This is a genomic window from Microbacterium sp. NPDC003461, from assembly GCF_053588335.1.
Map to the genome: position 1 here is coordinate 40497 of NZ_JBSFPT010000019.1, position 19923 is coordinate 60419.

Annotated in this window: 33 protein-coding genes; 31 read left to right on the plus strand and 2 right to left on the minus strand. The window is 68.2% G+C overall.

The genetic code is table 11. The features are described from left to right. Positions 1–30 precede the first annotated feature (30 nt). On the minus strand, positions 31–1335 hold the full coding sequence (locus tag ACWDR7_RS08985) for a UDP-glucose dehydrogenase family protein (protein WP_449854581.1): 1305 nt from the start codon (positions 1333–1335) through the stop codon (positions 31–33). A 182-nt stretch (positions 1336–1517) separates the two neighbouring features. Here ACWDR7_RS08985 and ACWDR7_RS08990 point away from each other — a divergent pair, with 182 nt between their 5' ends. Beyond that, entirely contained in the window at positions 1518–1733 is a 216-nt protein-coding gene (locus ACWDR7_RS08990; protein WP_449854582.1) for a hypothetical protein, read from the plus strand. A gap of 315 nt (positions 1734–2048) precedes the next feature. Here ACWDR7_RS08990 and ACWDR7_RS08995 read toward each other — a convergent pair whose 3' ends face one another. Beyond that, positions 2049–2879: a DUF559 domain-containing protein gene (locus tag ACWDR7_RS08995; RefSeq protein ID WP_449854583.1), complete on the minus strand. Its 831-nt coding sequence runs from the start codon at positions 2877–2879 to the stop codon at positions 2049–2051. A 584-nt stretch (positions 2880–3463) separates the two neighbouring features. On the opposite strand from ACWDR7_RS08995, the gene rpsJ reads away from it, so the two are divergent. The 30 genes from rpsJ to rplQ all read left to right on the plus strand — a co-directional run bounded on the left by rpsJ (position 3464) and on the right by rplQ (position 19800). Further along, positions 3464–3772 (plus strand): 30S ribosomal protein S10, encoded by a 309-nt coding sequence (gene rpsJ / locus ACWDR7_RS09000; protein WP_449854584.1) that lies wholly within the window; start codon positions 3464–3466, stop codon positions 3770–3772. A gap of 8 nt (positions 3773–3780) precedes the next feature. Next, entirely contained in the window at positions 3781–4440 is a 660-nt protein-coding gene (gene rplC, locus ACWDR7_RS09005) for a 50S ribosomal protein L3 (RefSeq protein WP_449854585.1), read from the plus strand. A gap of 5 nt (positions 4441–4445) precedes the next feature. Continuing rightward, positions 4446–5105 carry a 50S ribosomal protein L4 gene (gene rplD, locus ACWDR7_RS09010; RefSeq protein ID WP_449854586.1) on the plus strand — a complete coding sequence of 220 codons (660 nt, stop codon included), beginning with the start codon at positions 4446–4448 and terminating at the stop codon, positions 5103–5105. Further along, complete coding sequence (gene rplW, locus ACWDR7_RS09015) at positions 5102–5401, plus strand: 50S ribosomal protein L23 (protein ID WP_449854587.1); 300 nt, start codon at positions 5102–5104, stop codon at positions 5399–5401. The genes rplD and rplW overlap by 4 nt, the downstream gene beginning before the upstream one ends. Before the next feature lie 28 nt (positions 5402–5429). Further along, on the plus strand, positions 5430–6269 hold the full coding sequence (gene rplB / locus ACWDR7_RS09020) for a 50S ribosomal protein L2 (RefSeq protein ID WP_449854588.1): 840 nt from the start codon (positions 5430–5432) through the stop codon (positions 6267–6269). An 11-nt stretch (positions 6270–6280) separates the two neighbouring features. Continuing rightward, complete coding sequence (rpsS, locus tag ACWDR7_RS09025; RefSeq protein ID WP_261167062.1) at positions 6281–6562, plus strand: 30S ribosomal protein S19; 282 nt, start codon at positions 6281–6283, stop codon at positions 6560–6562. Positions 6563–6585: 23 nt separating this feature from the next. After that, a complete protein-coding gene (gene rplV / locus ACWDR7_RS09030) occupies positions 6586–6984 on the plus strand; it encodes a 50S ribosomal protein L22 (protein WP_449854589.1) in 399 nt (132 codons plus the stop codon). Continuing rightward, positions 6984–7736, plus strand: a complete 753-nt coding sequence (rpsC, locus tag ACWDR7_RS09035) for a 30S ribosomal protein S3 (RefSeq protein WP_261167064.1) — start codon at positions 6984–6986, stop codon at positions 7734–7736. Before rplV ends, rpsC begins: the two co-directional genes overlap by 1 nt. Further along, the gene (rplP, locus tag ACWDR7_RS09040) at positions 7736–8155 is read left to right on the plus strand and encodes a 50S ribosomal protein L16 (protein ID WP_197220281.1); all 420 of its coding nucleotides are present in this window, start codon (positions 7736–7738) and stop codon (positions 8153–8155) included. Before rpsC ends, rplP begins: the two co-directional genes overlap by 1 nt. Continuing rightward, positions 8155–8460 (plus strand): 50S ribosomal protein L29, encoded by a 306-nt coding sequence (gene rpmC, locus ACWDR7_RS09045; protein WP_449854590.1) that lies wholly within the window; start codon positions 8155–8157, stop codon positions 8458–8460. Before rplP ends, rpmC begins: the two co-directional genes overlap by 1 nt. Continuing rightward, positions 8460–8762 carry a 30S ribosomal protein S17 gene (rpsQ, locus tag ACWDR7_RS09050; protein WP_449854591.1) on the plus strand — a complete coding sequence of 101 codons (303 nt, stop codon included), beginning with the start codon at positions 8460–8462 and terminating at the stop codon, positions 8760–8762. Before rpmC ends, rpsQ begins: the two co-directional genes overlap by 1 nt. Before the next feature lie 3 nt (positions 8763–8765). Continuing rightward, positions 8766–9134 (plus strand): 50S ribosomal protein L14, encoded by a 369-nt coding sequence (gene rplN / locus ACWDR7_RS09055; protein ID WP_449854592.1) that lies wholly within the window; start codon positions 8766–8768, stop codon positions 9132–9134. Positions 9135–9137: 3 nt separating this feature from the next. Beyond that, positions 9138–9497: a 50S ribosomal protein L24 gene (rplX, locus tag ACWDR7_RS09060; RefSeq protein ID WP_449854593.1), complete on the plus strand. Its 360-nt coding sequence runs from the start codon at positions 9138–9140 to the stop codon at positions 9495–9497. Between the two features lie 2 nt (positions 9498–9499). Next, on the plus strand, positions 9500–10093 hold the full coding sequence (gene rplE, locus ACWDR7_RS09065; RefSeq protein ID WP_449854594.1) for a 50S ribosomal protein L5: 594 nt from the start codon (positions 9500–9502) through the stop codon (positions 10091–10093). 154 nt (positions 10094–10247) lie between these two features. Then, the gene (gene rpsH / locus ACWDR7_RS09070) at positions 10248–10646 is read left to right on the plus strand and encodes a 30S ribosomal protein S8 (RefSeq protein ID WP_449854595.1); all 399 of its coding nucleotides are present in this window, start codon (positions 10248–10250) and stop codon (positions 10644–10646) included. Positions 10647–10652: 6 nt separating this feature from the next. Further along, entirely contained in the window at positions 10653–11189 is a 537-nt protein-coding gene (gene rplF / locus ACWDR7_RS09075; protein WP_449854596.1) for a 50S ribosomal protein L6, read from the plus strand. Positions 11190–11191: 2 nt separating this feature from the next. Continuing rightward, positions 11192–11551 (plus strand): 50S ribosomal protein L18, encoded by a 360-nt coding sequence (rplR, locus tag ACWDR7_RS09080; protein ID WP_449854597.1) that lies wholly within the window; start codon positions 11192–11194, stop codon positions 11549–11551. Next, on the plus strand, positions 11548–12255 hold the full coding sequence (rpsE, locus tag ACWDR7_RS09085; RefSeq protein ID WP_449854598.1) for a 30S ribosomal protein S5: 708 nt from the start codon (positions 11548–11550) through the stop codon (positions 12253–12255). The genes rplR and rpsE overlap by 4 nt, the downstream gene beginning before the upstream one ends. Next, the gene (gene rpmD / locus ACWDR7_RS09090) at positions 12255–12440 is read left to right on the plus strand and encodes a 50S ribosomal protein L30 (RefSeq protein WP_449854599.1); all 186 of its coding nucleotides are present in this window, start codon (positions 12255–12257) and stop codon (positions 12438–12440) included. Before rpsE ends, rpmD begins: the two co-directional genes overlap by 1 nt. Beyond that, positions 12440–12901 carry a 50S ribosomal protein L15 gene (gene rplO, locus ACWDR7_RS09095; RefSeq protein WP_449854600.1) on the plus strand — a complete coding sequence of 154 codons (462 nt, stop codon included), beginning with the start codon at positions 12440–12442 and terminating at the stop codon, positions 12899–12901. The genes rpmD and rplO overlap by 1 nt, the downstream gene beginning before the upstream one ends. 106 nt (positions 12902–13007) lie before the next feature. Further along, a complete protein-coding gene (gene secY, locus ACWDR7_RS09100; RefSeq protein WP_449854601.1) occupies positions 13008–14333 on the plus strand; it encodes a preprotein translocase subunit SecY in 1326 nt (441 codons plus the stop codon). Beyond that, the gene (locus ACWDR7_RS09105; RefSeq protein WP_449854602.1) at positions 14330–14923 is read left to right on the plus strand and encodes an adenylate kinase; all 594 of its coding nucleotides are present in this window, start codon (positions 14330–14332) and stop codon (positions 14921–14923) included. The genes secY and ACWDR7_RS09105 overlap by 4 nt, the downstream gene beginning before the upstream one ends. A gap of 1 nt (position 14924) precedes the next feature. Continuing rightward, entirely contained in the window at positions 14925–15767 is an 843-nt protein-coding gene (gene map, locus ACWDR7_RS09110) for a type I methionyl aminopeptidase (protein ID WP_449854603.1), read from the plus strand. Between the two features lie 26 nt (positions 15768–15793). Continuing rightward, a complete protein-coding gene (locus ACWDR7_RS09115; RefSeq protein WP_449854604.1) occupies positions 15794–16471 on the plus strand; it encodes a DsbA family protein in 678 nt (225 codons plus the stop codon). Positions 16472–16623: 152 nt separating this feature from the next. Beyond that, positions 16624–16842, plus strand: a complete 219-nt coding sequence (gene infA, locus ACWDR7_RS09120) for a translation initiation factor IF-1 (protein WP_029151296.1) — start codon at positions 16624–16626, stop codon at positions 16840–16842. Positions 16843–16901: 59 nt separating this feature from the next. Further along, positions 16902–17018 carry a 50S ribosomal protein L36 gene (rpmJ, locus tag ACWDR7_RS09125; protein WP_055821300.1) on the plus strand — a complete coding sequence of 39 codons (117 nt, stop codon included), beginning with the start codon at positions 16902–16904 and terminating at the stop codon, positions 17016–17018. A 217-nt stretch (positions 17019–17235) separates the two neighbouring features. Then, a complete protein-coding gene (gene rpsM, locus ACWDR7_RS09130) occupies positions 17236–17610 on the plus strand; it encodes a 30S ribosomal protein S13 (RefSeq protein WP_449854605.1) in 375 nt (124 codons plus the stop codon). 27 nt (positions 17611–17637) lie between these two features. After that, positions 17638–18036 (plus strand): 30S ribosomal protein S11, encoded by a 399-nt coding sequence (gene rpsK, locus ACWDR7_RS09135; protein WP_261167082.1) that lies wholly within the window; start codon positions 17638–17640, stop codon positions 18034–18036. A gap of 151 nt (positions 18037–18187) precedes the next feature. Beyond that, positions 18188–19177, plus strand: a complete 990-nt coding sequence (locus tag ACWDR7_RS09140; protein ID WP_449854606.1) for a DNA-directed RNA polymerase subunit alpha — start codon at positions 18188–18190, stop codon at positions 19175–19177. Between the two features lie 38 nt (positions 19178–19215). Next, positions 19216–19800: a 50S ribosomal protein L17 gene (gene rplQ, locus ACWDR7_RS09145; protein ID WP_449854607.1), complete on the plus strand. Its 585-nt coding sequence runs from the start codon at positions 19216–19218 to the stop codon at positions 19798–19800. Positions 19801–19923: the final 123 nt, after the last annotated feature.

Here is a 19923-nt window from a genome sequence, read left to right on the forward strand (position 1 = left end):
GTCGTCAGCCCGCGCTCGCGCCGGTCGCCGTCAGCCGCGTCCCATCCCGGTGTACGTCCAGCCCGCCGCGCGCCACGCCTCGGGATCGAGCACGTTCCGCCCGTCGAACACGAACGGCCGCGTCACCTTCGCCGCGGTCTCGGCGGGGTCGAGGGACCGGAACTGCTGCCACTCCGTGACGACCGCCACGGCCTCCGCGCCCTGCAGCGCCGCGTCGAGCGAGTCGGCGTAGGCCAGCTGCGGGTGCATCCGCCTCGCGTTGTCCATCGCCTCCGGGTCGTACGAGACGACCTCGGCGCCGAGGCCCTTGAGGCGCACGGCCACGTCGAGAGCGGGCGAGTCGCGGATGTCGTCGCTGTCCGGCTTGAAGGCCAGGCCGAGCACCGCCACGCGGCGGCCGTAGACGATGCCGCCGAACGACTCGACCACCAGGTCCACCATCCGCTGGCGGCGGCGCAGGTTGATCTGGTCGACGTGCTTCAGGAAGGCCAGCGACTCGCCTCGGCCGAGTTCCTCGGCGCGCGCGGTGAACGCACGGATGTCCTTGGGGAGGCACCCTCCGCCGAACCCGATGCCGGCGTTGAGGAAGCGGCGCCCGATGCGGGCGTCGTGCCCGATGGCGTCGGCCAGCTGCGTCACATCCGCGCCCACGACCTCCGCGATCTCGGCCATGGCGTTGATGAACGAGATCTTCGTGGCCAGGAACGAGTTCGCCGCCACCTTCACGAGCTCCGACGTCGCGTAGTCGGTGACGAGCCGCGGGGTGCCGCGCTCGACGATCGGCGCGTAGACCTCGTCGAGGATCGCCGTGTCGGCCTCGCCGGTCTGTGCGGACACGCCGTACACGAGCCGGTCGGGACTCACCGTGTCCTGCACGGCGAGCCCCTCGCGCAGGAACTCGGGGTTCCAGATCAGATGCGCGCCCGTGTCGGCCAGCTCCGCCGCCGCGGTCGCGGCCGTGCCGACGGGGACCGTCGACTTGCCCACCACGAGGCTGCCGCGCCGCAGGTGGGGCTTGAGAGCGGCGATCGCCGCGTCGACGTAGTGCAGGTCCGCGCCGTTGCCGACCTTGCGCTGCGGCGTGTTCACGGCGATGAAGTGCACGCGCGCCTCGGCGGCATCGGCGATGTCGGACGAGAACGACAGTCGTCCGGAGGTGACCCCCGCCGTGAGCAGCTCGGGCAGGCCCGGCTCGAAGAACGGAGGCTCACCCGCCGCGAGCGCGGCGACCTTGCGCTCGTCGATGTCGATCCCGATGACATCGTGACCCAGCGAGGCCATGGCTGCCGCGTGGACGGCTCCGAGATATCCGCACCCGATGACGGCGAGCTTCATCCGCACCCCTTCCGGCCTGTGTGAGGCACAGTCAGTCATCCCAGGGTGAACGGCTCCTCGCGCCTGAGTGAACGGCAGGTGCCGTGGGCCGGTGCACGGCGCTGGCGGCGGCGGCGCGCGCCTGCCATGCTGAGACGGACGCGCTCTCGGTACGGGCGCGCACAACTCCTGGAGGGGGAACCATGGGTCTCGACGACCTCGTGAACAAGGGCAAGGGCCTGTTCGAGCAGAACAAGGACAAGATCGACGACGCGCTGAAGAGCGAGCAGGCCGAGGGCATCAGCGACAAGGTGCTCGACGGCGTCTCGGATCTCGCGAAGAAGGTCCTCCCGGACTCTGCCGACTCGAAGATCGACGAGGTTCGCGCGAACCTCGACGGCCGCATCGGCAACCAGTAGCGATCCGCCCGAAGCCCCCGGCGCCGACGCCGGGGGCTTCGTCGTGCCAGGGGTGTGGCCGCGCGGCTCGCGAGGAGATCCCGGCTTGAGAGGACGGATAGGGCGGAACGGATCCTCGGGAACGGGGATCCCCTCTCGATCCGGCCCGGCCGGGTGGCGGGGGATCCTCTGGGGCTTCGGCCCGTCTCCACGGCTCGCGAGGAGATCCCGGCTCGAGAGGACGGGTTGGGCGGGATGGATCCTCGGGAACGGGGATCCCCTCTCTATCCGGGTGGGCCGGGTCCCGGCGCTCGAACCGGGCGGCGGCTGGGCCGATCAGGCCGACGGCGCCAGGTGGAGTCCCTGCGCGATGGCGCGGAGGATCACATCGAGCACGCCGGGCCAATCGTCGTTGAGCTGGCCGATGCCCATGCGGATGACGGTGTAGCCGTGCAGGCGCAGGAGCGCATCGTGCCGGATGTCGCGCTCGCGCTGCGCGCCGACGTGATGGCCGCCGTCGAACTGCAGGACGAGGCGCTCGCCGATGAGAAGATCCACGCGGCTTCCGTAGAGCCACACCTGCTGGACGATTCGCACGGGCAACCACCTCAGACGGTGGATGATGATCGTCTCCGGCCCGGAGTCGGCGAACGGCGTCGCGCGATTCAGCAGCTCGCGTGCGGCGGGGCGCCACGGCAATCGCCGCAGGGCCCCGATGTCGATGAGCTGCGCGTGCAGCGCGCCCTCCCATGTCGCGAGCGCCTGCTCTCGAGGCTGGCATTCCGCGACCGCAGCGAGGACGTTCTCGATCGGATCGCTCAGCCGGCCGGGCTGGCGCAGCACGATGGGGCGGCTCCAATGCACGCGCCAACCCGAGGCACGCACGGCTCCCGAGTGCGCGGGCGCGGCGGCGTGCGGCGTGCGATCGCTGCCCGCCCAGATGCCGAGCCGCCTCGCCTGGGTCACGCAGGTGATCACGACGCCCGCCCGCGCGGCGTCGACGAGCATCGGATCCGCCCCGGGCGCGGCGAGCCAGCCTCGTCGGGGCCGCGTAAGCGCGCCGCTCGCGAGGGCGCGGCGGATCGCGTGATCGCCGACGCCCGCTTCGCGCGCATGCCGCGTGAGGGCGACGCCGCCCGCCGATCGCACGAACTCCACCGGATCCATGTCCCGATCCTGCGTCCCGTGGCGCTCCCGGCGGATGTTGTCCACAGGCGGATCGCCGCGCGAGCCGGATCGGCCGCCTGTGAGCGAACCCGACCGAGGGAACCATGAGTCGGGCCGCCTCGGTTCGAGAGGGGATTCCGGTTCCCGAGGGTGTTTCGCATCGGTTCGGTCCTCGGCAACGGGGATCTCCTCCGGAGCGGGGTGCAGCGCCCGGATCGCCCGGCTGGGAGTGGGCTGATCGGGTGGGGGCGGGGGCCGGGGAGCCGCGGAACGACGCGGATCGCGGCGCGACACGCCCGGGTTGCAGGAAAGTCCCGTGCGATGGCAGAATAGACAGGTTCCACATTCCCGCGTGCGCCATGCGCGGCGGGATCACTGTCACGACAGTGCACAGACGGCACGGGATCTCCGGATCCGGGATGCAGGGTTCTGGGCCGCGGGCAGGGAAACGATCACACACCCACTTGCTCGGCTTCTTGCCGCGCGCCCGTGGGACTGACATGTGAACAGAGGCCCGAAGGGTATCCGGAGGGTACGTGCGTCCAATGCCCGTGAGGTACGACGCTGAAGAGAGTGAGAGATAGATGGCGGGACAGAAGATCCGCATTCGCCTGAAGTCGTATGACCACGAGGTCATCGACTCCTCGGCGCGCAAGATCGTCGACACGGTCACGCGCGCGGGCGCCCAGGTCGTGGGCCCCGTGCCCCTTCCGACGGAGAAGAACGTGGTCACCGTGATCCGTTCGCCCCACAAGTACAAGGACAGCCGCGAGCACTTCGAGATGCGCACGCACAAGCGCCTCATCGACATCGTCGACCCCACCCCGAAGGCGGTCGACTCGCTCATGCGTCTGGACCTCCCGGCCGACGTCAACATCGAGATCAAGCTCTGAGGTTCGACATGGCTGACATCAACACGAAGACTTCCAAGGGTCTGCTCGGCAAGAAGCTCGGCATGACCCAGGTGTGGAACGAGAACGGCAAGCTCATCCCCGTCACGGTGATCGAGATCCAGCCGAACGTCGTCACCCAGGTCCGCACGCCCGAGAAGGACGGCTACAACGCCATCCAGATCGCCGCGGGCGCGATCGACCCCCGCAAGGTGAACAAGCCCCTCACGGCCCACTTCGAGGCCGCGGGCGTCACCCCGCGCCGTCACCTCACGGAGATCCGCACCGCCGACGCCGCTGACTACTCACTCGGTCAGGAGCTCACGGTGGACGGGACCTTCGAGGCCGGCCAGCTCGTCGACGTCGTCGGCACGAGCAAGGGCAAGGGCACCGCGGGTGTCATGAAGCGCCACAACTTCAAGGGCGTCGGCGCCTCGCACGGTGCGCACCGCAACCACCGCAAGCCCGGTTCGATCGGCGCCTCGTCGACCCCGAGCCGCGTCTTCAAGGGCATGCGCATGGCCGGCCGTATGGGCCAGGAGCGCGTGACCGTCCTCAACCTCACGGTCCACGCCGTCGACGCCGAGAAGGGTCTGCTGCTCGTCAAGGGCGCCGTCCCCGGCGCGCGCGGCCGCACCGTGTACGTCCGCAACGCTGTGAAGGGGGCCTGAGTTAGATGACTGACTCGACTCTCGCTCTGGACGTCCAGGGCACCGACGGCAAGAAGGCCGGCTCGGTCGAGCTGCCCGCCTCGGTGTTCGACGTCAAGACGAACATCCCGCTCATCCACCAGGTCGTCGTCGCGCAGCTTGCGGCGGCTCGCCAGGGCACGCACTCGACCAAGCGTCGCGGCGAGGTCTCGGGTACCGGCGCCAAGCCGTTCAAGCAGAAGGGCACCGGCCGCTCGCGCCAGGGCTCGATCCGCCAGCCCGAGCACCGCGGCGGTGGCATCGTCCACGGCCCGAAGCCGCGCGACTACTCGCAGCGCACCCCCAAGAAGATGATCGCCGCCGCCCTCGCGGGCGCACTGAGCGACCGTCTGCGCGGCGGCCGCCTGCACGTGGTCGAGTCGTTCGGCACGGAGGCACCCTCGACGAAGGCCGCGGCGAAGTACCTCGCCCAGGTCGCCCCGTCGAAGAAGGTACTTGTCGTGCTCGACCGCTCGGACGACTACGGCTGGCTGAGCGTGCGCAACCTCGAGAACGTGCACGTGCTCACGCCGGACCAGCTCAACGCCTACGACGTGCTCGTCGCCGACGACATCGTCTTCACCAAGGCCGCCTTCGACACGTTCGTCGCGTTCAAGACGGTCGCCACGAAGGAGGTCTCGGCATGACCGCCGTCCAGAAGGACCCGCGTGACATCATCCTGAAGCCGGTGGTGTCGGAGAAGAGCTACGGGCTCATCGACGAGGGCAAGTACACCTTCCTCGTGGACCCCCGTGCGAACAAGACCGAGATCAAGCTCGCGATCGAGAAGATCTTCGATGTCCAGGTCGCCTCGGTGAACACGATCAACCGCGTCGGCAAGGCGCGCCGCACCCGCTTCGGCACCGGCAAGCGCAAGGACACCAAGCGCGCGATCGTCACGCTCAAGTCGGGCACCATCGACATCTTCACGGCCGTCGCCTGACGCCCACGAAGGATTAGAGAGAACGAATATGGCTATTCGCAACTACAAGCCCACGACGCCCGGTCGTCGCGGCTCGTCGGTGGCCGACTTCGCGGAGATCACCCGGTCGACGCCGGAGAAGTCGCTGCTGCGTCCGCTCGCCAAGACGGGCGGCCGCAACAACCAGGGCCGCATCACCACGCGCCACATCGGCGGTGGACACAAGCGCCAGTACCGCGTCATCGACTTCCGTCGTGACGACAAGGACGGCGTCAACGCCAAGGTCGCTCACATCGAGTACGACCCCAACCGCACGGCGCGCATCGCGCTGCTGCACTTCGTCGACGGCACGAAGCGCTACATCCTCGCGCCGAACAAGCTGCAGCAGGGCGACATCGTCGAGTCGGGCCCGAACGCCGACATCAAGCCCGGCAACAACCTGCCGCTGCGCAACATCCCGACCGGTACGGTGATCCACGCGATCGAGCTCCGTCCCGGCGGCGGTGCGAAGATGGCTCGCTCGGCCGGCGCCTCGGTGCGTCTCGTCGCCAAGGACGGCCCCTACGCGCAGCTCCGTCTGCCGTCGGGCGAGGTCCGCAACGTCGACGCGCGCTGCCGCGCCACGATCGGCGAGGTCGGCAACGCCGAGCAGTCGAACATCAACTGGGGCAAGGCCGGCCGCAAGCGCTGGAAGGGCGTCCGCCCGACCGTGCGCGGTGTCGCCATGAACCCGGTCGACCACCCGCACGGTGGTGGTGAGGGCAAGACGTCCGGTGGTCGTCACCCCGTCTCGCCCTGGGGCCAGTCCGAGGGCCGTACCCGTCACGCCAACAAGGAAAGCGACAAGCTCATCGTGCGTCGCCGTACCGCCGGTAAGAAGCGCAAGTAGGAGTCAAGAAGATGCCACGCAGTCTGAAGAAGGGCCCCTTCGTCGACGAGCACCTGCTTCGCAAGGTTGTCTCGCAGAACGAGGCGGGTACCAAGAACGTCATCAAGACCTGGTCGCGTCGCTCGATGATCGTCCCGGCCATGCTGGGTCACACGATCGCCGTGCACGACGGTCGCAAGCACATCCCCGTGTTCGTGACCGAGTCCATGGTCGGCCACAAGCTGGGCGAGTTCTCGCCCACCCGCACCTTCCGCGGCCACGAGAAGGACGACAAGAAGGGCCGTCGCCGCTGACGCGGTGACGCAGAGGAGAAGAAATGGTGGAGTCCATCGCACGCGTGCGACACATCCGCGTGACCCCTCAGAAGGCTCGTCGTGTCGTCGCTCTCATCAAGGGCAAGCAGGCCGAAGAGGCCCTCGCCATCCTGAAGTTCGCGCCGCAGGCGGCGTCGGAGCCGATCTTCAAGCTCGTTGAGTCCGCTATGGCCAACGCGCAGGTGAAGGCCGACCGCGACGGCGAGTACCTGGACCAGCGCGATCTGTACGTTGCGAACGCCTTCGTGGACGAGGGGACGACGCTCAAGCGCTTCCGTCCCCGCGCCCAGGGTCGCGCGTTCCAGATCAAGAAGCGCACGAGCCACATCACGGTCGTGCTCTCGACGCCGGAGGTCGCGGACACGGCCGCTGCCGGCGCTGACAAGAAGGCGAGCAAGTAATGGGCCAGAAGGTCAACCCGTACGGCTTCCGCCTCGGCATCACCACGGACCACGTCTCGCGCTGGTTCTCTGACTCGACCAAGCCGGGTCAGCGGTACGCCGACTACGTGGCCGAGGACATCAAGATCCGCAAGCTCCTCACGACGACGCTCGACCGCGCCGGCGTGAGCAGCATCGAGATCGAGCGCACCCGCGACCGCGTGCGCGTCGACATCCACACCGCGCGTCCGGGCATCGTCATCGGCCGCCGCGGTCAGGAGGCCGAGCGCCTGCGCGGCGAGCTCGAGAAGCTCACCAAGAAGCAGATCCAGCTGAACATCCTCGAGGTGAAGAACCCCGAGGCCGACGCGCAGCTGGTCGCCCAGGGCATCGCCGAGCAGCTGAGCGCCCGCGTGGCGTTCCGCCGCGCGATGCGCAAGGGCCTGCAGGGTGCGCAGCGCGCCGGCGCCAAGGGCGTCCGGATCCAGGTCTCGGGCCGCCTCGGCGGCGCGGAGATGAGCCGCTCGGAGTTCTACCGCGAGGGTCGTGTGCCGCTGCACACGCTGCGCGCAAACATCGACTACGGCTTCTACGAGGCGAAGACCACCTTCGGCCGCATCGGCGTGAAGGTCTGGATCTACAAGGGCGACCTCACCAACAAGGAACTCGCGCGTGAGCAGGCGAACATGAAGCCCGCTCGCGACCGTGGCGGCCGTCGTGGCCCGCGTCGTGACGACGCTGCCCCGAAGGTCGCGGAAGGAGCTTCGGCGTAATGCTCATCCCCCGCAAGGTCAAGTACCGCAAGCAGCACCACCCCAAGCGGGATGGTCAGGCGACCGGCGGCACCAAGGTCTCGTTCGGTGAGTTCGGCATCCAGGCCCTGACGCCCGCGTACGTGACGAACCGTCAGATCGAGGCAGCTCGTATCGCCATGACGCGTCACATCAAGCGCGGCGGCAAGGTGTGGATCAACATCTACCCCGACCGTCCGCTCACGAAGAAGCCCGCCGAGACCCGCATGGGTTCCGGTAAGGGCTCGCCGGAGTGGTGGGTCGCGAACGTCAAGCCGGGTCGCGTCCTCTTCGAGGTCGCGGGCGTCAACGAGCAGCTCGCTCGTGAGGCCCTGACCCGTGCCATTCACAAGCTGCCTCTCAAGGCACGCATCATCAAGCGCGAGGAGGGCGACGCGTAATGGCGATCGGCACCAAGGAGCTCGCCGTCAGCGAGCTCGACACGTTCGAGGACCAGCGCCTCGTCGAGGAGCTGCGCAAGGCCAAGGAGGAGCTGTTCAACCTGCGCTTCCAGTCGGCCACCGGGCAGCTCGAGAGCCACGGTCGCATCCGCGCCGTGAAGCGCGACATCGCGCGGCTCTACACCGTCATCCGCGAGCGCGAGCTGGGCATCCGTGCCACGCCCGCTCCGGTCGAGGCGAAGGCCAAGAAGAGCAAGGCGAAGAAGGCCGCAGAGCCGGCTGTCGCTGAAGGAGAGGCTGAGTGATGGCCACCCAGAAGAAGGCTGGCGCCGAGCACGACGTGCGCGACGCCGACGCCCGCGGCTACCGCAAGTCGGCCCGTGGTTACGTCGTGAGCGACAAGATGGACAAGACGATCGTCGTCGAGGTCGAGGACCGCGTGAAGCACGCGCTCTACGGCAAGGTCATCCGTCGCACGAAGAAGCTCAAGGCGCACGACGAGCAGAACAGCGCCGGCATCGGCGACCTCGTTCTGATCCACGAGACCCGTCCGCTGAGCGCCACGAAGAACTGGCGCCTGGTCGAGATCCTCGAGAAGGCGAAGTAATCCATGATTCAGAATGAATCCCGCCTCAAGGTCGCCGACAACACCGGCGCGAAGGAGCTGCTCACCATCCGCGTGCTCGGCGGTTCGAACCGCCGCTACGCGGGCGTGGGCGACACCATCGTCGCCACCGTCAAGGACGCGATCCCCGGCGGCAACGTGAAGAAGGGCGACGTCGTCAAGGCGGTCGTCGTCCGCACCGTCAAGGAGACGCGTCGTCCCGACGGCTCGTACATCAAGTTCGACGAGAACGCCGCCGTGATCCTGAAGAACGACGGGGAGCCCCGCGGCACCCGCATCTTCGGACCGGTCGGCCGCGAGCTTCGTGACCGCAAGTTCATGAAGATCGTCTCGCTCGCCCCGGAGGTGCTGTAAGCCATGGCGAACATCAAGAAGGGCGACCTGGTCCAGGTCATCACGGGCGCCAAGCAGGACCGCGGCGGCGACCGCGGCAAGCAGGGCAAGGTCCTCGAGGTCATCGACGGCGGCAACCGCATCGTCGTCGAGGGCGTGAACTTCATCACCAAGCACAACCGCGTCGGCCAGACGCAGCGTGGCACCAAGACCGGTGGCATCGAGACCTACGAGGCCCCGATCCACGTGTCGAACGTCGCGCTCGTCGACCCCGAGACCAAGAAGCCGACCCGCGTGGGCTTCCGCCTCGAGGAGCAGGTCAAGGACGGCGTCAAGAAGACTGTTCGCGTTCGCTACGCGAAGAAGTCTGGTAAGGACATCTGACAATGAGCACGGACACCGCTGCGCAGGCTGGCAAGATCCAGCCGCGCCTGAAGCGGGTCTACCGCGAGGAGATCCGCCAGAAGCTGCAGGACGAGTTCGGCTACGCGAACGTCATGCAGACCCCCGGCCTGGTCAAGGTCGTCGTGAACACGGGTGTCGGCGAGGCCGCGCGCGACAGCAAGGTGATCGAGGGCGCCATCCGCGACCTCGAGCAGATCACCGGCCAGAAGCCGTACGTCACGAAGGCCCGCAAGTCGATCGCGCAGTTCAAGCTGCGCGAGGGCCAGGCCATCGGCGCGCACGTCACCCTCCGCGGTGACCGCGCGTGGGAGTTCCTGGACCGCCTGATCTCGCTCGCCCTGCCCCGCATCCGCGACTTCCGCGGCCTCTCGGACGCGCAGTTCGACGGGAACGGCAACTACACCTTCGGTGTGCAGGAGCAGTCGATCTTCCACGAGATCGACCAGGACAAGATCGATCGCGTCCGCGGCTTCGACATCACCATCGTCACCACGGCGAAGACGGACGACGAGGGCCGCGCCCTGCTGCGCCACCTCGGCTTCCCGTTCGTCAACAAGGCGACGCAGGCCGCCTGAGACCTCGGTCTCGGGTAAACCGCTGTGAATGCCGGGCTCCGGTTTTGCCGGGCCCGGCATTCTCGCGGACAATTGAAGATCGCATTTCTCACGTCGTGGAAGGTCGTCTGTCGTGTAACGGCAGCCGAAACCTCATGAACAAAGGAACACTCTTATGACCATGACAGACCCGGTCGCAGACATGCTGACCCGGCTGCGCAACGCGAACTCGGCGCACCACGATTCCGTGACCCTGCCGTCGAGCAAGCTGAAGACGCACATCGCGGAGATCCTCAAGCAGGAGGGTTACATCGCCGCGTGGGAGGAGACCGACGCGCGCGTCGGCAAGAACCTCACGCTCACGCTCAAGTACGGTCCCAACCGCGAGCGCTCCATCGCCGGCATCAAGCGCGTCTCGAAGCCCGGCCTCCGCGTGTACGCCAAGTCGAACGAGCTCCCTCGCGTGCTCGGCGGACTCGGCGTCGCGATCCTGTCCACCTCGTCTGGCCTCCTCACGGACCGCCAGGCCGAGCAGAAGGGCGTGGGTGGGGAAGTCCTCGCCTACGTGTGGTGATCTGACATGTCGCGAATCGGACGTCTTCCCATCGACATCCCCGCCGGCGTCACCGTGACGGTCGACGGGCAGCAGGTGGCCGTCAAGGGCCCGAAGGGCGAGCTCGCCCTCACCGTGGCCAAGCCCATCGAGGTCAAGGTCGAGGAGAACCAGGTTCTCGTCACCCGCCCCGACGACGAGCGCGAGTCGCGCTCGCTGCACGGCCTGACGCGCACCCTGATCAACAACAACATCATCGGCGTGACCGAGGGCTACACGAAGGGCCTCGAGGTCGTCGGCACCGGTTACCGCGTGGCGCAGAAGGGCTCGGCCGTCGAGTTCGCCCTGGGCTTCTCGCACCCCGTGACCGTCGAGCCGCCTGCCGGCATCACGTTCACCGTCGAGGGCAACAACAAGCTCACGGTGAGCGGCATCGACAAGCAGGCCGTGGGCGAGGTCGCCGCCAACATCCGCAAGATCCGCAAGCCCGAGCCCTACAAGGGCAAGGGTGTGCGCTACGCGGGCGAGCAGGTCCGCCGCAAGGCCGGAAAGGCTGGTAAGTAATCATGGCTGTGAAGTCGAAGTCCGTCGCGCGCAAGCGCCGTCACATTCGCCTTCGCAAGAAGGTCGCAGGCACGCCCGTCCGTCCCCGGCTGGTCGTGACCCGTTCGGCGCGTCACGTTTTCGTGCAGCTCGTCGACGACAGCAAGGGCCACACGCTGGCCAGCGCCTCCACCCTCGAGACCGAGCTGCGCTCGCTCGACGGTGACAAGACGGCCAAGGCCCGCAAGGTCGGCGAGCTTCTCGCCGAGCGCGCGAAGTCGGCCGGTATCACCGACGCGGTGTTCGACCGCGGCGGCAACCGCTACGCCGGTCGCGTCGCCGCGATCGCCGAGGGCGCCCGCGAAGGAGGGCTGAACCTGTGAGTGACAACAAGGAGACCCCAGTGACCGCCGATCAGGCAGCGACCGCCGAAGCAGCCGCTCCGGCCGTGGCCGAGCAGGCCGCCGGCACCGAGCCGCGCGACGACCGTCGTGGTGGCCGCGGTGGCCGCGACAACCGTCGTCGTGACAACGACCGCGGTGGCCGCGGCGCCGACAGCCAGTTCCTCGAGCGCGTGGTGACCATCAACCGCGTCTCGAAGGTCGTCAAGGGCGGTCGCCGCTTCAGCTTCACGGCCCTCGTGGTCGTGGGCGACGGCAACGGCGTCGTGGGCGTCGGCTACGGCAAGGCCCGCGAGGTGCCCCTGGCCATCTCGAAGGGCGTCGAGGACGCCAAGCGCAACTTCTTCCGCGTGCCCCGCGTGGGCAGCACCATCCCGCACCCGGTGCAGGGTGAGGCCGCCGCGGGCGTCGTGCTGCTTCGTCCGGCCGCCGCCGGTACCGGTGTCATCGCCGGTGGCCCGGTGCGCGCCGTGCTCGAGTGCGCCGGCATCCACGACGTGCTGTCGAAGTCGCTCGGCTCGTCGAACACGATCAACATCGTGCACGCGACCGTCGAGGCCCTGAAGCAGCTCGAGGAGCCGCGCGCGGTCGCCGCGCGCCGTGGCCTCGACTTCGATCAGGTCGCCCCGGCGCGTCTGGTCCGTGCGGAGGCCGAGGCCGCCGCCGCTGCGAAGGTAGGTGCCTGATGGCTGCGCGTCTGAAGGTGACGCAGATCAAGTCCAAGGTGAGCGAGAAGCAGAACCAGCGCGACACGCTGCGCTCGCTCGGTCTCAAGCGGATCGGCGACTCGGTCGTCCGTCCCGACGACCAGCAGACGCGCGGATACGTCCGCGCGGTCGCTCACCTCGTCCAGGTTGAGGAGATCGACTGATGGCTGAGAACAACTCCGAGCGCGGCAGCGTTCTGAAGGTCCACCACCTCCGTCCCGTCCCGGGCGCCAACACCGCGAAGACCCGCAAGGGTCGCGGTGAGGGCTCGAAGGGCAAGACGGCCGGCCGCGGTACCAAGGGCACGAAGGCCCGCAACACCGTGCGCGTCGGCTTCGAGGGTGGCCAGATGCCGCTGCACATGCGCACCCCGAAGCTGCGCGGGTTCAAGAACCCGTTCCGCGTCGAGTACCAGGTCGTGAACCTGGACAAGCTCGCGGAGCTCTACCCGCAGGGCGGCGACGTGACCGTCGCCGACCTCGTGGCCAAGGGCGCGGTCCGCAAGAACGAGAAGGTCAAGGTTCTCGGGAACGGCGACATCACGGTCGCGCTGAACGTGTCGGTCGACAAGGTCTCCGGCTCGGCAGAGCAGAAGATCGTCGCCGCGGGCGGCAGCGTCAAGTAACGCATCACAGAGGGGTCGGGATCCGGAAGGGTCCCGGCCCCTCTTGCGTTAGGCTGGTGCAGGCTCCGCCGCGGGCGGGGCCGCAAGTTTCCAGGGAGGCAACCCCTTGTTCAGCGCCATCGCGCGGATCTTCCGCACGCCGGATCTGCGGCGGAAGATCGGTTTCACCATCGGGATCATCGTGCTCTACCGGCTCGGTGCCCACGTGCCCGCGCCCTTCGTGCACTTCCCGAACGTCCAGAGCTGCATCGATCAGACGTCGGGCGCCGAGGGCCTGCTCTCCCTGGTCAATCTCTTCTCCGGCGGCGCGCTGCTGCAGCTGTCGATCTTCGCGCTCGGCGTCATGCCGTACATCACCGCGACGATCATCGTGCAGCTGCTGCGCGTGGTCATCCCGCACTTCGAGACCCTCTACAAGGAGGGCCAGTCGGGCCAGGCCAAGCTCACGCAGTACACGCGCTACATCACGATCGCGCTCGCGCTGCTGCAGTCGACCACGCTCGTCACGGTCGCCCGCACGGGGCAGCTGTTCGGCGTCACCGGCATCGCGGAGTGCAACCAGCTTCTCGTGAACGACGTGTGGTGGGCGCAGCTGCTCGTCATCATCTGCATGACGGCCGGCACCGGCCTCATCATGTGGTTCGCCGAGCTCGTCACCGAGCGCGGCGTGGGCAACGGCATGTCGCTGCTCATCTTCACGTCGATCGCCGCGACCTTCCCCGGCGCCATGAGCGCCATCTGGCAGGCGCAGGGCTTCGAGATCTTCCTGCTCGTGCTCGCCGTGGGCGTGCTGCTGATCGGACTCGTGGTGTTCGTCGAGCAGTCGCAGCGCCGCGTGCCCGTGCAGTACGCCAAGCGCATGGTCGGCCGCCGCACGTACGGCGGCACCAACACGTACATCCCGATCAAGGTGAACATGGCGGGCGTCGTGCCGGTCATCTTCGCGTCGTCGCTGCTGTACATCCCGGCCCTCATCGCGCAGTTCAACGCGACGCCCGACGCCGAGGGGAACGTGCCCGAGTGGGTCACGTGGATCAACACGTACTTCACGAACGGCGACCACTGGCTGTACATGCTCGTGTACTTCCTTCTGATCATCGGGTTCACGTACTTCTACGTGGCGATCACGTTCAACCCGGTGGACGTCGCCGACAACATGAAGAAGTACGGCGGGTTCATCCCCGGCATCCGCGCCGGCCGCCCGACCGCCGAGTACCTCGACTTCGTGATCACGCGCATCACGTTCCCCGGCGCGATCTACCTCGGCCTGATCGCGCTCATCCCGCTGATCGCGCTGGCCACCGTGCAGGCGAACCAGAACTTCCCGTTCGGCGGCGCGTCGCTGCTGATCATGGTCGGCGTCGGCCTCGAGACGGTGAAGCAGATCGACGCGCAGCTGCAGCAGCGCCACTACGAAGGACTCCTCCGATGACCACACGACTCCTCATCGTCGGCCCGCAGGGATCGGGCAAGGGCACGCAGGGCGTGCGGATCGCCGAGGCGTTCGGGATCCCCGTGGTCTCGACGGGCGACATCTTCCGCGCGAACATCAAGAACAACACCCCGCTCGGCCAGAAGGTGAAGGCGATCACCGACGCCGGTGACCTCGTGCCGGACGAGGTCACGAGCGAGATCGTGCGCGACCGCCTCGCGCAGGACGACGCGCGCGAGGGCTTCCTGCTCGACGGCTACCCGCGCAACACCGCGCAGGTGGCCCACCTCGACGAGTTCCTGTCGGGCCGCGGCGAGGCGCTCGATGCCGTCATCCTGCTCGACGTGCCCCGCGACGAGAGCCTGAAGCGGCTCACGCTGCGCGCCGAGCAGGAGGGCCGCTCGGACGACACGGCCGAGGTCATCGCGCGGCGCCTGGACATCTACGAGTCGGAGACCGCTCCGATCATCGACCTGTACGAGCCGCGCGGCATCGTGGATCGGATCGACGGCGTGGGCTCGCTCGACGAGATCACGGAGCGCATCTTCGCCGCGCTCGAGGCGCGCGGGCTGGCGCGCACCGCGGCCTGACGTGTTCCGCCGCTCCGCCTACAAGACCCCCGCGCAGCTGCGCGCCATGGTCGAGCCCGGGCTCATCACGCACGCGGCGCTCGAGGCTGTGCGCGCCGCGATCCGCCCCGGCATGACGACGCTCGAGCTCGACGCCGTCGCCGAGGCCGCGATCACCGCGCGCGGGGCGCACTCCAACTTCCAGCTCGTGCCCGGCTACCGGCACACGATCTGCGTGTCGGTGAACGACGAGGTCGTGCACGGCATCCCGGGGGAGCGCGTGCTCGAGCCGGGCGACATCGTCTCGATCGACTGCGGCGCCGAGACGGCCGACGGCTGGAACGGCGACTCCGCCATCACGATCGTGCTGCCCGGCGGCGACCCCGAGGTCGCCGCGCGCCGGCAGGAGCTGAGCGACGTCACCCGCGGATCGATGTGGGCGGGGATCGCCGCGCTCGCGACCGCCCGTCACCTCGGCGAGGTGGGCGCCGCGATCCAGGACCACATCGAGGCGAACCCGCTCTCCACGGGCGCGCCCGCCGGCATCCTGCGCGACTACGTGGGGCACGGCATCGGGCGCAGCATGCACGAGCCGCCCACGCTGTTCCACTACCGCACGCCGCAGGCCGGCGCGCGCGTGAAGCCGGGCCTGGCGATCTGCGTCGAGCCGATGATGACCTCCGGTTCGGAGGCGGTGTTCGTCGAGGACGACGACTGGACCGTGACGACCGAGGACGGCTCGGACGGTGCTCACTGGGAGCACAGCGTCGCCGTGCATGATGGGGGAGTGTGGGTGCTGACCGCGCCCGACGGCGGGGCAGAGGGCCTCGCGCCGTTCGGCATCACCCCCGTGCCCCTCGCCTGAACCCGCGCAAGACCGACGGAGGAACAATGGCCGCTGCCCGCAAGACCAACTGGGTCGCAATCTGGATCTCGGCGGCCGTCGTGGTCGCCATCGCGGTCATCGCGGTGCTCGTCGTGCAGATGAACCGGCAGGCCGTGTCGCTCGCCGAGTCGCCCGCCTCGGCGGTCGTCGACGAGGAGACCGGCGCCATCACGCTCGGCGACGGGCCGAACGTGCTCGAGGAGTACCTCGACTTCATGTGCCCGTTCTGCCAGGAGTACCACGAGGGCTACGGCGAGGAGGTCGCGCAGCTCGTCGAGGACGGCGAGGTGACGCTCAACATCCACCCGATCTCGATTCTGGACCGGTACTCGAACGACACGCAGTACTCCACGCGCTCCGCCGGCGCCGCGTACTGCGTCGCCGAGGCGAATCCGGACGCCGTGTACCCCTTCATCGACGCGCTGTTCCGCGACCAGCCGAGCGAGGGCAGCGACGGGCTGACCGACGAGCAGCTCGCGGCTCTCGCGTCGGAGGTCGGCGCGGGCGAGGCCGAATCGTGCATCGCCGACGGCGAGTACATGGACTACGTCACGAGGATGACGCCCGAGACCCCTGTCGCCCCCGGCGCAGAGGGCATCAGCACCCCGACGATCATCCTGAACGACGAGTTCGTGCGCCTGACCGGCGACCCGCAGGCCGACATCGTCAGCAAGCTGCAGTAGACCCGCGGGGATCGGCGGCACGGGTTTGCCGAAGCCGGGCGGGTGGTCTACCATGGATCTTTGGTGCCTTGCGCCTTTTTTCGGCGTGTCATCCGGCACCGATCCCCAACCACCGCAGACCGGCCGGTCTGCAAGAGAGCGATAGCGAGTTTATGGCTAAAGACGGTGTCATCGAGATCGAGGGCACGGTGTCCGAGGCGCTGCCGAACGCGATGTTCCGCGTGGAGCTGACGAACGGTCACAAGGTGCTCGCCACGATCTCGGGAAAGATGCGGCAGAACTACATCCGCATCATCCCCGAGGACCGCGTGGTCGTGGAGCTCAGCCCCTACGACCTCACCCGCGGCCGCATCGTCTACCGCTACCGCTGAGTCCGGCCGAGAAGTAACGGCCCCGTCCGCGGGGTACGAAGACAGCGACAGGAAGCATCATGAAGGTCAACCCCTCCGTCAAGCCCATCTGCGACCACTGCAAGGTCATCCGCCGCAACGGTCGCGTGATGGTCATCTGCAAGTCGAACCCGCGTCACAAGCAGCGCCAGGGCTGACGCCCCGACGCTGCTCGTGACGAGCCGCTCTGCTTGTCTGGCGGCTAAGGCCGCGAGGCAGCGCCAGGGCTGACGTCCTCCGCCTCGGCGGACCGCAGACTCACAACTCAACACACACCGGCAGGATCAGAACCCGCATCACGCGGGGGACACCTCGGGGCGGAGGCCCGGGCACCGATCCTGCTCCACACCTCCACCGAACAACAGGAGAAGTCGCATGGCACGTCTTGCCGGCGTCGACATCCCGCGCGACAAGCGCGTGGTGATCGCCCTCACGTACATCTACGGCGTGGGCCGTACCCGCTCGAACGAGATTCTCGCTGCCACCGGCATCGACGAGAACGTCCGCGTCAAGGACCTCAGCGACGACCAGCTGGTCGCGCTGCGTGACTACATCGAGGGCAACTACAAGGTCGAGGGTGACCTGCGTCGCGAGGTCGCCGCAGACATCCGCCGCAAGGTCGAGATCGGCTCGTACGAGGGTCTCCGTCACCGTCGCGGCCTTCCCGTGCGCGGTCAGCGCACCAAGACGAACGCGCGTACCCGCAAGGGTCCGAAGCGCACCGTCGCCGGTAAGAAGAAGGCCCGCTAAGCGCGGATTGGCTCAGGAGACTAAATAATGGCTACCCCCAAGACTGCTGCGCGCAAGCCGCGCCGCAAGGAGAAGAAGAACATCGCGCTGGGCCAGGCCCACATCAAGTCGACGTTCAACAACACGATCGTCTCGATCACCGACCCGTCGGGCGCCGTCATCAGCTGGGCGTCGTCGGGTGGCGTGGGCTTCAAGGGCTCGCGCAAGTCGACGCCGTACGCCGCCGGCATGGCCGCGGAGTCGGCCGCCCGCCAGGCGCAGGAGCACGGTGTCAAGAAGGTCGACGTGTTCGTGAAGGGCCCGGGCTCGGGTCGCGAGACCGCGATCCGCTCGCTGCAGGCCGCCGGCCTCGAGGTCGGCTCGATCCAGGACGTGACGCCGCAGGCGCACAACGGCTGCCGTCCGCCGAAGCGCCGCCGCGTCTGACCCGTCGCCCCGGAGCGGTGCGCGCCTTTCGAGGCGCCACCGTTCCGGGGGCTTCGTCGTTCCACCGCGGGCGTCGCGCCCGTCGAGTACAACTCAAGACCTCGAACAACCAAGTGTCATATAGCGGGCACTTGATCGAAAGGAACACATAGTGCTCATCGCACAGCGTCCGACCCTCACCGAGGAGAAGATCTCGGAGTTCCGCAGCCGGTTCGTCATCGAGCCGCTCGAGCCCGGTTTCGGCTACACGATCGGCAACTCGCTGCGTCGCAGCCTGCTCTCGTCCATCCCGGGTGCGGCCGTCACGAGCATCCGCATCGACGGCGTGCTGCACGAGTTCAGCACGATCCCCGGTGTGAAGGAGGATGTCACCGAGATCATCCTCAACATCAAGCAGCTCGTGGTGTCGAGCGAGCGCGACGAGCCGATCACGGCGTACCTGCGCAAGACCGGCGCCGGCGAGGTCACGGCGGCCGACATCTCGGCCCCCGCGGGCGTCGAGGTGCACAACCCCGAGCTGGTCATCGCCACGCTGAACGACACCGCGAAGTTCGAGCTGGAGCTCACGATCGAGCGCGGCCGCGGCTACGTGTCGGCCGTGCAGAACCGCAACGAGTACGCCGAGGCGGGCCAGATCCCGATCGACTCGATCTACTCGCCGGTGCTGAAGGTCGCCTACCGCGTGGACGCCACGCGTGCCGGTGAGCGCACCGACTTCGACAAGCTCGTGCTCGACGTCGAGACCAAGTCGTCGATCGCCCCGCGCGACGCCGTCGCATCGGCCGGCCGCACGCTGGTCGAGCTGTTCGGCCTCGCCCGCGAGCTGAACGTCGAGGCCGAGGGCATCGAGATCGGCCCCGCGCCGGTCGCCGAGGTGCTCTCGAACGAGCTCTCGATGCCGATCGAGGATCTCGACCTGTCGGTCCGCTCGTACAACTGCCTCAAGCGCGAGGGGATCAACACGGTCAGCGAGCTGGTCGCGCTCTCGGAGACGCAGCTCATGAACATCCGCAACTTCGGACAGAAGTCGGTCGACGAGGTGCGCGACAAGCTCACCTCGCTCGGGCTGTCGCTGAAGGACTCGGTGCCCGGCTTCGACGGCGCCAACTTCTACGGCGGCTACGACGACGAGACCGTCTGATCCTCTTCGACTCGACGAAAATCCTGGAGTAACAAGAAATGCCTAAGCCCACCAAGGGTGCCCGCCTCGGCGGCGGCCCCGCCCACGAGCGTCTGATCCTCGCCAACCTCGCGGCGTCGCTCTTCACGCACAAGTCGATCAAGACGACCGAGACGAAGGCCAAGCGCCTGCGTCCGCTCGCCGAGCGCCTCATCACGTTCGCGAAGCGCGGCGACCTGCACGCCCGCCGTCGCGTGCTGTCGGTCATCGGTGACAAGGAAGTCGTGCACGTCCTCTTCACCGAGATCGCGCCGCTGGTCGCCGAGCGTGAGGGCGGCTACACCCGCATCACGAAGGTCGGCAACCGCAAGGGCGACAACGCGCCCATGGCCGTGATCGAGCTCGTGCTCGAGCCGGTCGAGAAGAAGTCGTCGAAGCCCGCCGCGAAGAAGGCCGCTCCCGCCGCGGAGGAGACCCCCGCGGAGGAGACCCCCGCCGAGGAGACCACGGTCGAGGAGACCACCGAGGCTCCGGCCGAGGACACCTCCGCCGAGGCCGGCTCCGAGTCGCCCGAGGAGGGCCAGGCCGCCGAGGAGGCAGCCGAGGACGCCGTCGTCGAGGACGAGGACAAGAAGTCGGAGTGATCCGCTAGGGAAAGCCCCGCACCCGTTTGGGTGCGGGGCTTTTCTTTTCAGAAGCGTCTGCGCCGCTCGGGCACCCGCTGCGCGGGTGCCGCTCGCGTGCTCGCGCCGGCGCTCCCGCGCCGG